The organism is Spiroplasma sp. hy2 (assembly GCF_044714365.1).
GTDB lineage: Bacteria > Bacillota_I > Bacilli_A > Mycoplasmatales > Mycoplasmataceae > Spiroplasma > Spiroplasma phoeniceum.
On sequence record NZ_RXFZ02000011.1, the window covers coordinates 1 to 12,417 of the forward strand.

Consider the following 12,417-nt stretch of genomic DNA (forward strand, 5'->3'; position numbering starts at 1 on the left):
TATYCTGTAATTATTTTTTTCATTAATTATTTACCTCCATATATTAAAAATATACCTAATTTTAGGTATATTTTATAAATATCAAGAGTTTTCGACAAAATTAAAGAAATATTGATTATCCTATTATTTTTAGTTATAATATTATTGCTTTATACATTAGACCCTGGTACGGAATGATGTGAGGAGGCAGTGACATGAGACAAACAACTATCTTAAATTCAACTAAAGTTGAAAAAAAATGATATGTGATTGATGCTCAAGGTCTAGTTTTAGGACGTTTAGCAAGTAAAGTTGCAATGATCTTAAGAGGAAAAAATAAACCATCTTATACTCCACATGTTGATTGTGGTGATAATGTTATTATTCTTAATGCTGATAAAATTAATTTATCAGGAAATAAATTAAAGGGTAAAATGTATTATCATCATTCACAACATCCTGGGGGATTAAAACGAACAACAGCAAAGGATATGTTAGTAAAAAAACCAATTTATCCTGTTGAACACGCAATTAAAGGAATGTTACCAAAAAATAAATTAGGAAGTAAATTATTCCGTAATTTATTTGTTTATGCTGGTAATGAACATCCACATGAAGCACAACAACCAATTAAATTAGAATTAACTAATAAATAAAAGGAGAAAATATGGCAAAAAAACAAGAAGTTATATATCGTGGTACAGGAAGAAGAAAATCTTCTATTGCCCAAGTTGTATTGACTCCTGGTAAAGGGAATGTTGTTGTGAATGGGAAACCAGCATTAGAGTTTTTCCCATATGCAACATTAGTGCAAGATTTGGAACAACCTTTAGAGATTACTGGTTCAAAATCAGAATTTGATATTCGTGTTAAAGTATCTGGTGGTGGTTTTACCGGACAAGCTGGCGCAACAAGATTAGGAATTGCAAGAGCCCTAGTTGAAGCGTCACGAGATTATAAAACTTTATTGAGACACGCTGGCATGCTAACTCGTGATGCTCGTATTAAAGAACGAAAAAAATATGGGTTACATGGGGCTAGAAGAGCACCGCAATATTCAAAAAGATAGATTTCAAAAAAGTACATTTTGCTTTGCAATGTACTTTTTTAATTTGTTTAGTTTAATTTGTTATCTAATATAAGTTTAGTATAATTATTATGTAGATAAGAGGGTGAACAAATGACATTGATAGAATTTACAATTCAGGGTGATAAATATAATAATAAGAATTTATTGTTAAATTTGTATTTTTTAACAAATCCAAAAAGTAAATTTACTGATGATGATGTTAAAAACCTTCGGTTAAAAAATATTACAACAGTTCAAGGCCTAGATACTTTTTTAAAGCATAATATTTGTATTGCTGATTTTTTTGTTTGTTTAATTAATGATCAGGCAAAAATTAAAAAAGATAAAAAAGGATCAGAAAAGAAGCTTTATGATATTTTAATTCGTTTTAAATCAATTACTTTGCTAGATCAAATGTTCGATTCAAACTTATCATTAACAATCTTAGGCGATATTGATCCGGAAATTGGCATTGTTAATGTTAAAAATATTTTTTTAACAGCAATGGAAAAGAGAAAACAAGAATTTGAAACGTTAGCTACTGGAGTAGTGCTTGAAATTGCTGATAATTTTCGGATTGATGAAGCAAAATTACGAACTATTTTTGATTCAAATGTTATGGCAAATATGAAATTTTTGACTTCATCTTTTGCTGAAGAAAAAGAACGATGGTTACAATATTTACGCTTTCAAGAACAAAACTTAGAATATAAGCGTCATAATTCTTGTTTATATTTAAACCCGAAATTAAGAGAATATATTAAAATTCCAAAAACAGTTCCAATTGGTGAAAAATTTCATGATGTAAGATTTTTATCCCATAATTTTTGATATGTTGATAAAAAAACTTTTACTAATAAAAATTTAACAATTAGTCATTTATTTGAAGAAATAATTATTGTAGAATTAGAGCTATTGTTGGATAATTTAGATAAATATTTAATATTAAAGAAATTAAACAATTTAAGTCTTGCTAATTTACAAATTAATCGTACATATCAAAAAGATGTTCCATTAACACTATTTTCTTTTAATTTTAGTGAAAGTTATGTTCAAGATGGAGCAGATATTTATGATTTAGGGATTAATATTTCTGAAACAAAAATGCAGCAAAAAGATATCTATGATTTTAAAAAAGAATTAATCAAAATATATATGCTTGAAAATAATATTATGCAAGAAAGTGATATTGACCATGAAACAATTAAAGTAACTATTAATCAATTAGAGCAGTATCAAATTGTTAATTGCTTTTATGAAATAAAAAATGAGGATGAAATATCATTTAATGAATTAAATAAAATGATACCTTCTTATGGTTATTTAACTTATATTGGAAAAGGGGACTCAACTTTACTTCGACGTAGTAATGTTATTTTAGATAAAATTAGCAAAAATGATGTTGCAAACCCTTATTTAATTAATTATATCTTTAATATTGAAGATATTAAATTAAAGACACAATTTAACTTAATTATGGAAGAACAATTAATTTTTGCTTCAAATAATTTAAATGGAAATCAGCAGAAAGCAATAACAAAAGCCTTAAACTCACAAGATATTTTTTTACTGCAAGGTCCACCAGGGACAGGGAAAACTGAATTTATTGCTGAATTAGTTTATCAATATGCTAAATTAGGAAAGAAAGTTTTAATTTCTTCACAAAATCATACTGCAATTGACAATGTTTTAACAAGATTATTTAAAACACCTTTATTGATTCCTTTACGCTTAACAAGTGATGAAGTTCGTAAAAAAAATCGTTTTAATGATTTTAATCCAGATAAATTAATTTTTAATAATTATCGTTTTATTTATGCTCATTTATCACGACAATATTTAACAAAATGAGATGGAATTGGAAGTGATTATGAAAATCAAAAATATGAACTACAAAAATTAAAAGCAAATGCTAAAATGTTAGAAAAAGAAATTAATGATTACAATCATTATACTCAAAAGTTAAATACATTAGTTACTGAGCGGGAAACAATCATTAATCAAAAATTGCAATATTTAGATGATAATCGAAAATTAACAATTGATATTAATAATATTCGTAATCTATTAGATTTCTTAGTTAATATTAATTGAGCTGGAATAGTTACTTCAACTCCGGATCTTGTCCGATTATTTAATAAACATTTTGGGGAGTTGTTGCAAAAAAAAATTGGTTTTCAAATTGATGATTCATATTCATTAACAGAAACATACAAAAAACTATTAACAATTACTACTGATAATAGGTTGTTAAAGGATAAGGAGATAGAATTAGCAATATTAAAACAAGTTAGTCAAGATTTACGTGATGATGATTGAATGGAACAATTAACTGCTGTTCAAAATGAAATTTTAGAATTAAAGAATCAAGTTACATTAAAACAAGAAAATATTGTGTTTCAAAAGGAGCAAGAAGCATTTAAAAATGACCTTGAACAATTATTACAGCAATATGAAGAACAAAGTGTTATTAATCAAAACAAAATTAGTGAAATTAATGAAGATAAATATGAGCAAGAAATTTCTTATTTAGAAATTGAAATTGGAACATTAAATCATAAAATTAATGCTCTAAAAGTTGAAGTTGAAAACATTGTTAATAGTATTAATACAATTTTTAATTTAAATTTAGTAGTAAAAGATATTAGTGGAACAATTAATGAAATTGATAAAGAAATTAATAAAATTGAACAGGACCTTAATTTTGTTTTCCAAGAAAAAGCAACAAAGTTTAATTTTGTAAATAATATGATTACCTTTTTAAATAAAAATTATCAAATATCAGATTTTTTAACACAAGAGAATATTGAAACTAATCATTTCACACCGGCGATGGAACGAGATACAATTAATTATGCTAATCAATTTTTACAAGAAAGTGTCAATGTTGTTGCAATGACTGCGACTTCAAACCAATCATATGCACAAAGTAAAAATAAAGTTTTACGGGATTATAATATTTCTGATATTGATATTAAAAAATTTGCTTTTGATGTTGTTATTATTGATGAAGTAAGTAAGTTAACACCAATGGAAATTTTTATGCTATTAGTATATGGTAAAACTGTTATTTTAGTTGGTGATTATCGGCAATTGCCACCACTTATGCCATATCAAGAAGAAGATGTTGCGTTAATTAATGAAATTTATGACCAAAATTATAGTTATAATGATTTTTTAGAATTAGTAACTAATTCATTATTTAAAAAAATTATCTCAAAATGTGATGATTCAGTAAAAGAAATTCTAATTAATCAATATCGTAGTCATGAAGATATTATGCGAATTGTAAATGTTTTTTATGAAAATCAGTTGCAGTTAGGTGATAAAACTAATCAAAATAATGAAAAACAACATTATATTATTGTTGAAAATAAAGATGGTCTAAAAATTTTTGATAGTAATAAAGCAATTTATTGAATTGATTCATCAAAAGATAAAACTAATATGAATTTTGTTTATGAACAAGGTGAAAGTGGTAGTACGAGTCTTTTTAATTGATTAGAAGTTGATTTAACAATAAAAACATTAGAATTAATTGAAGCAGGATATAATAATTTAACAGTTAAATTAAAAAAACAACCTAAAGTTGCAGTTATTAGTTTTTATAGTCTACATGTTAAAAAATTACGAAGAGCTATTAAAAGTTTAAAATTTAAAAATATTAAAGTAGAAGTTTCAACAGTTGATGATTATCAAGGGCGAGAAACCGAAATTGTTATTGTTAATACAGTTCGCAATCCTCGTAAGCAATTAAATGCTAATAAAGAATTTATTAAGAAATACGAACGGTTAAATGTTGCATTTTCAAGAGCAAAAAATATGTTAATTATTATTGGAGCAGTTAGTTTTTTTACTAATATTGATGTTGAAATTCCAACAATTGCTAATCCAAATATTACAAAAACAATTAAAGCATATTATGAAATTTTACGAATTATTGATAGTTATGGTCTTGTTTGAAGTGCAAAAGATTTATTATAATAAGAATTCGAGGTAAAAACATGAAATTAGGAATGGTAAAAGTTTATAAAAATTGGAAAAAATTAAAAACAATAGTTAGCTATCAAACACCAAAAAAACTAGCTTTTTTTCAGTATGTAATTTTAAATGCTATTACTAATTACCCTAATAAAGAAAAAACATTAGCTGATATTTTACAGAATGAATTACAAATTTTTAATTTTAAAATTTATGCAGAATGTCTAAAGAACTTAATTGAAAAAAAAAATATTATTGAAATTAATAAGCAAACATCATTAAATTATTTAGCAAATAGTTCTGCTGAACAGGATTGAATTGATCGACCAATTGGAATTTTTTACATTTCAAAAGAAACGTTAACGGCATTAGAACAGGGCTATTTATTAAGTAAAAATAGTAATCGTGAAGCAGTTATTAATTTTGATTTTAATATTTTTTCGGACGAAAAATATATAAATAATGAACAATTATCTTTATTAGAAAAAAATAGCAATGATTTAATTATTGTTCCAGAACAAGAACCAATTATTAATGGCGAAGATTTATTTCATTTGTTAGAAAAGTACAAGTTAAATATTAATAAAAATAATATTTTTAATGCTGATACCACATTTACTTCAATTCGCACTAATAAGAGGCAAGAAATCTACTATGATATTAATCAAATTAACAATTTATTGATTGAGGCTTATGAAGAAAAAGAAGTTATATTGTCCCTAACCACTTTTAAAGATATTAAAATTCAAATTATTAATGACCACCAATTGCAACAAATTATTGAAGATAATGTTAATTTAAAAACAAAAATTGTTGATTATTTTTTAACCGAAATGGCTAAAACTTTAAGGGATAATTTTAATTTAAATCTTCAAAAAGTAGCAACAAATATATTAGAAAGTGATTATCAACAAGATCCGCGTTATATTACTTCTACATTAATAAATCCGAGAATTATAATTATTAATGCAGCAAGTGTTAAACCAAAAGCAGTCTTAGATAATAAATATTATTATGATAATAATATTAGTTGTATTATTTTTATTAATGCTGAGCAGACAACTACAATACATGATTTAACTGGTTCAATTCCAATTTTTTATTTAACTAGTGCGATTTTAACAATTAATGATAATTTTTTAACTTTATTCATCAATGATAAAAATGAGACTGAACTTTACATATTACAACCAACAGAACTTATTATGCTAAACCGTAATATTATAACAGCACAAAAATTTCTTCCGAAGTATAGTCAGATGTTATTTAATAAAATTTTAGAGGAATTAAAAAATTTAATAAATCGTCAACAGGCAAATATTTATGAAATAATTCATAATAATCAAATTGAAAACGTTTTTATTTACTGTTATTTAATTGATATTTTAAATAATAATGAAGAAACTTTTAATAATATATTGAAAAGTATGACCATAAATGATTTTAATAATAAAATTAATGTTTTATATCAATCTGAACAAATTTTAAGTAATTTAAATTTAAAACCAAATTATTTTAATAAAATGCATAAAACTTTAATTGCCCTTATGAAACAACAAGCAAAATTGCAAAAAAATATTATTAAAGCTTATCAAGTGTTAACTAATAATACTTTATTATCAAATAAAGAAGTTTTAAATATGTTGCAAGAACTTTATGACAAAAACGATGTTTCTTTAAACCAATTATTAGCATTAACTAATATTGCAGATTCATCAATTATTGAAAAAATTTGAAATCAAAATCTTTTTGCAATTTTAGATAAATTTCTTTTTGCAATCAATAATAATGATTTACATCGTGAATTATTTGATGCAATAACAACTACAACTTTAGAAAAAAATAGTACTTTATTAATTAATTTATATAGTTATGCTGAAGAATATATTAAGTATTGTAAAGAAATGAAAAAGCGAGAAACAAGTGGATTACAACGGCATTGACAAGAAATATGAGATAAAGTTGAGATTATTAAAGAACGTTGCAAGAATATTAACAATAGCAATGAATTAATAATTCAATTACTTTATTCTTTGTCACAATTAGAAATAAAATATAAGGCAATTAAATTTAAAAATATGTTTAATTCTGAAAGCAAATTTCAGGAATATCTTAATTTATGTTCTTTTGATAAGGCAGCATTATATTTAATGAATTTAATGGAAGAAAAAATTACTCCACTTTTAAAAACAAAACATCAATTTGTACAACATATTAATGAAAAATTATTTGTTTTAAAAGATGTGTTTGATAAAAATAAATATAAACAAATTATGCAACTTTATCAAGAATTAACATTATATTTATATTGTGAGAAAGCAAGAAATGAACACAATGATAATAAAAATCGAGATGCTTTAAAAAAAATAAAACTTGAATTAGAAGAGGTGTTAATATAAATGAGTATGAGTGTTGAACAAGTAATGTATAATTACCAAAAAAAGATTGAACGATTAAATTTAAATATTAATTTTGTTAAAGATAATTTAAAATTATTATTACAACAATTACAAGAAATTGATGCTAGTGGGTTAAATTGTCAACAAATTGAACAATATTTAGTTGAGTTAGATCAAATTTTAACTGATTTAGAGGATAACCCGTTAGTTAAAGAATTTAGTAAAGTTGAACATGTTGAATTAGAATTGGCAAAAAGAGTTAATTTTTTCTTGGAACAAAAAACCCTTCGTTTAGCAGAAATTCAACAAAAAATTGAAGTTTTGAAAATAAAAGTAATTGAAGATGAAACAAACCAACGGTTATCTAATTTAAAAAACCGAGTTAATTTAAATTATCAACAATTAGAACATGAATTAATAGCAATGTTTGATGATAATGAATCAAAAGCTTTTATTATGAATTTTTTTAAAACAAATAAGAATCATTTCAGTAATTTAAACCCAGAGGCTATTTCTGACCTTGTTCAAACAGAAGTTAAAAATTATCATACTTCAACTGATTTTTTGCAAAAACAATATCTTAGTAGTTTTAAAAAACAAATTAGTGATGATAAATTTGTTAATACAGAATTAGCTCCAGCATTAGAAGAATTTGCCCAAATGCCAGCAGCTGATACTACTGTTTTAAACGCAAAAGCTTTAGCATTACAAAATCAAATTATTAATAAACAATTAGATGAATCAGCGCGGAAACATGCTATTACATCAATTTTACAAGCAATTCAAAAACGTGGTTTTATTGTTGATAGTAATGATATTCGTATTACGAAAGAAAATGAAGATAGTTTAGTTATTGTTTACGCAAAAAAAGTAACCGGACAAGAGGCAATTTTTAAAGTATATTTAGATGGGCGCTTTACATATAAATTCGAAGGTTATGAAGGTCATGCACATGATATAGATGAACAACCGTTTATTAACGATTTATCAATGTATGATGTTTCTTTATCAAAAGAAATGAAAAAATCTTATTTAAATCCTGATAAAATTATGAATCAAGCAAAGATTCAAATTGATAGTAAATCAAAAAAGAAATAATTAACATTTTTAGGTTAAAAAACATTATAATTAAAGAAATAGTTAGAGGTGACTATAAATGAGTGTAAAAAGTAATTTAGATAAGTTAAAAAATCAAATTGGAATTAAACGATGTGTTATTCTTGAAGGCAATGTTAATGATATTTATCAAACAAATAGTGGTTATGTTGGTTTAAAAGATCGATTATTTGGATTATTAAGAGAAAAAGGCTTTAATGATATTTTTATGTGAGACCGGATTGATGGTCTAAGCGGAGGAAATCTGAAAAATTTAACATTAACAGTAGAAAAACAACAAAAGAGTAAAGAAGGTGAAGCATATGATTTTGGTCAAGAAGTAATTAAAAATGCAAATGAAGAAAAGAATGGTCCAACGGGACAATTTCCAACTTTAGCAGAATTTTTTACCATTGTTCGTCGTAATATGTTAGTTGCAAGTTCTAAAAAAGTTGCTTTTATTGCTGACTTTTCTGATTATTTATTTTCTAATGAACAGACCTTAAGTGAAGAAGAACGTGTTAATTTAATTTCATTAAGTAAAGCTTTTCGAGATAAAAAATTTGATCAATCAGAAATAATTGATTTTGATACAGCTATTATTTTTATCACTAATAGTGTTGGAAAATTGCCAACGTCATTTTATTTGCATAATCCAGATGTAACAACAATTACTTTAACAAAACCAAATCGTGAAGAACGAGAAAAGTTCATTTTAACTAATAAGAATTTTTTTAAAATTACCGAAGATTTAAATACTGATATTTTAAAATTACAAGATATTTATGATACGATGGAAGGATGAACTTTGAAAGAAGTTTATCAATTAATTAAGTTTTCAAACAATATTTCAGAACGCTTACCATTTGAAAAATTATTAAATTCTTATCAATACGGTGATAAAGTTTCACCATGAGAAGAAATGAATTATGAAAAATTAGCAACTATTGAAAAAGAATTAAAAAAACGAGTTATTGGGCAAGATCATGCCATTGAAAAAGTGAAAAATGTTGTTTATAAAGCTTTTACTGGATTATCAGGTGTTCAATATTCATCAAAACGAACAAAACCAAAAGGTACATTGTTTTTTGTTGGACCAACTGGAGTAGGAAAAACTGAATTAGCAAAAGCATTGGCCAAATTTTTATTTGGTGATGAAAAAAATTGTATTCGGTTTGATATGTCGGAATATAACCAAGAAGCAAGTGATCAAAAATTAATTGGTGCACCACCTGGTTATGTTGGTTATGAAGAAGGTGGACAATTAACAAATGCAATTAAAGAAAAGCCATTTAGTGTACTTTTATTTGATGAAATTGAAAAAGCCCATCCGCGAATTTTAGATAAATTCTTACAAATTTTAGAAGATGGTCGTTTAACTGATAATAAAGGTCAAACTGTTACTTTTTCTGATTCGTTTATTATTTTTACTTCAAATATTGGTGCAAGTGAAGTTGATGATAATTTATCATTTTTAGAAATTGAAAAGCAATTTATTCAAAAAGTATCTGATCATTTTCGAACTGAATTAAAACGACCAGAATTATTAGGGCGAATTGGAAATAATATTATTCCGTTTAATTTTATTAAGGATATTAATTTTAAAGCAAAATTAATTACACAAAAATTACAGCCCATTCAAACAGCTGTTTGAGAAAAATATAAGATTAAATTAGAATTTATGGATTTACCACAAATTTTACCAATTATTATTCAGAATGCTGATGATAAAAAAGGTGGTCGTGATTTGTTAAATAGTATTGAAAAGCATGTCGTTGATGGATTGAGTTCATTTATTTTTGCAAATCAAACTAAATTTAAAGCTGGAGAAACAATATTAGCACAAGCAAATGGTCATCAAATTGAATATTGTTTTAAATAAAAAATGAGTAATTTAATTAATTTTAATCGTTTTGTTTCTTTTACAACCATTGAAGGGCCTGGAAAACGATTCGCATTATGAATGCAAGGCTGTATTATTAATTGCAAAGGATGTAGTAATCAGGAAATGATTCCTCTCATTAATCGGGATGTAATGGAAGTCAGTGACCTTTTTAAGGCGATTAGAGACGCTAAAGAGCGCTTTCAAATTGAGGGGATTACCATTTTAGGGGGAGAACCATTTATTCAACCACGAGCGCTCTTAGAACTAGTCACTTTATGTCAAACAAATAATTTAACAGTAATTGTTTTTTCTGGTTTTTTATATGAACTATTGCTAGAAAAGCATCCAGCAATTTTATCTAAAATTGATATATTAATTGATGGACCATTTATTATTGAAAAGTTAGATAAAAAACGACGATTAATTGGCTCTACAAACCAGCGTGTGATTAAACTAAGCAATGTTTATCAGAATAATGATTATTTTGAACAAAATATTATTGAAGCAGAATTTACTGTAACTAAAAATAATAGTATGATTATTAATGGAGATGGAGCTCATCTCATTAATAATGAAGAAAAAATAAGAAAAGAGGAGGCCATAAAAATGGGAGCATTTAAATTAGATGGGGATGTATTTTCACATTTTACCCAAGATATTATTAAAGTTGATGATAAGTTAGAATTTAAAGGAACTAATGCTGATATGAGTGATTTTCACCTTAGTGATGTTAAAACACAATATAAAGTTATATCGGTAATTCCAAGTATTGATACAAGTGTTTGTTATACTCAAACTGTTAAATTTAACAAAAATATGAAAGATTATCCTAATGCACGATTAATCACAGTCTCACGTGATTTACCATTTGCGCAAGAAAGATGTTGTGAATCTTTTAGAGATGAAGCACATTTTTTAGTGTCAGATTATAATTATCGTGATTTTGGGACAAAGACAGGATTAGTTTTTACTGCTTTGCAAATTTTGCCACGAGCAGTTCTTATCTTAAACCAAGATAATATTGTAGAATATCTTGAAATTGTTAATCCAATTGGAAATGAACCAAATTATCAAGCTATTTATGATTTTTTAGATAGTAGAAAATAAAAAAAGTATTTATAAGTGTAAATTGTACTATGAAGTGTAGCACTTTATAAACTGTAAAATCAAGCTTTTTAAATTTGTAAAGATTTTTTATAAAAATTAAAGCAAAAATATCTTTTATTTTATGGCTTATTTTAGTTAATTAATTACTAAAATAACTATTAAGCTTAAAAATAAGGTTTTCATTCATATAAAAAGTGCTACATTTGCATTTACAATTTACAAAGCAAAATACTTTTTTTATTTTAAAATTAACATTTGTTGAATTTCTGCCAAATCACGTAGTTTTTCTTTATCAACGTTAATCTTAAAGTTATATCCTTCATCTTTTTGATATTTTGGAATAATATGAAGATGATAATGAAAAACCTTTTGAAAAGCTTCACTTTTTTCATTGCTAACATAATTAATTCCAACAGGTTTTAATGTTTGATACATTTTCTGGGCAATTATTTTTCCAATTTTAGCAACTTCTGTTAAGTACTCATCATCAGTAACACTATAATATTCAAAGTGCTTTTTTGGAATAACTAAGGTATGACCATCACTATTGGGGAATGTATCTAAAAAAGCATAAACTAAGTTATTTTCATAAATTTTTTTACTTGGTATTTTTTGGGCAATAATTTCACAAAAAATACAATTGTTTTCATTCATATTAATTTCAGCTCCTTATGTAATTAATTATAGCAAATAACTACTATCGTTAATTAATTAAGTTATTTTTAATATAAAAAAAGAAGATTTTGGTCGTATAAATAAAATAAGGGTTTTGGAAAAAACTCGGAAATTGAATAAGAATAATAAATTAAACCATTTACTAAAATGGTTTTTTTATTTGTAAAACCAAAATTATTAATTGATTCAGAGAAAGGGCAATATCTTAAATATTTACAAAAAAACTA

Annotated in this window: 8 protein-coding genes; 7 read left to right on the top strand and 1 reads right to left on the bottom strand. The window is 24.9% G+C overall.

What is annotated here, in order from left to right; genetic code table 4:
- Positions 1-194: 194 nt before the first annotated feature.
- The 7 genes from rplM to EHV01_RS00910 all read left to right on the top strand — a co-directional run bounded on the left by rplM (position 195) and on the right by EHV01_RS00910 (position 11,515).
- Entirely contained in the window at positions 195-635 is a 441-nt protein-coding gene (gene rplM / locus EHV01_RS00880) for a 50S ribosomal protein L13 (RefSeq protein ID WP_004027967.1), read from the top strand.
- A gap of 11 nt (positions 636-646) precedes the next feature.
- Positions 647-1,048 (top strand): 30S ribosomal protein S9, encoded by a 402-nt coding sequence (gene rpsI, locus EHV01_RS00885; RefSeq protein WP_422065789.1) that lies wholly within the window; start codon positions 647-649, stop codon positions 1,046-1,048.
- Positions 1,049-1,159: 111 nt separating this feature from the next.
- A complete protein-coding gene (locus EHV01_RS00890; RefSeq protein ID WP_422065790.1) occupies positions 1,160-5,032 on the top strand; it encodes an AAA domain-containing protein in 3,873 nt (1,290 codons plus the stop codon).
- Positions 5,033-5,052: 20 nt separating this feature from the next.
- The gene (locus EHV01_RS00895) at positions 5,053-7,428 is read left to right on the top strand and encodes a hypothetical protein (RefSeq protein ID WP_422065791.1); all 2,376 of its coding nucleotides are present in this window, start codon (positions 5,053-5,055) and stop codon (positions 7,426-7,428) included.
- Positions 7,429-8,526, top strand: coding sequence for a hypothetical protein (locus tag EHV01_RS00900; RefSeq protein WP_422065792.1), 1,098 nt, complete (start codon positions 7,429-7,431; stop codon positions 8,524-8,526).
- A 58-nt stretch (positions 8,527-8,584) separates the two neighbouring features.
- On the top strand, positions 8,585-10,405 hold the full coding sequence (locus tag EHV01_RS00905) for an AAA family ATPase (protein ID WP_422065793.1): 1,821 nt from the start codon (positions 8,585-8,587) through the stop codon (positions 10,403-10,405).
- Between the two features lie 3 nt (positions 10,406-10,408).
- Positions 10,409-11,515, top strand: a complete 1,107-nt coding sequence (locus EHV01_RS00910; protein WP_422065794.1) for a 4Fe-4S cluster-binding domain-containing protein — start codon at positions 10,409-10,411, stop codon at positions 11,513-11,515.
- Between the two features lie 237 nt (positions 11,516-11,752).
- Here EHV01_RS00910 and EHV01_RS00915 read toward each other — a convergent pair whose 3' ends face one another.
- Complete coding sequence (locus EHV01_RS00915) at positions 11,753-12,169, bottom strand: HIT family protein (protein ID WP_422065795.1); 417 nt, start codon at positions 12,167-12,169, stop codon at positions 11,753-11,755.
- Positions 12,170-12,417: the final 248 nt, after the last annotated feature.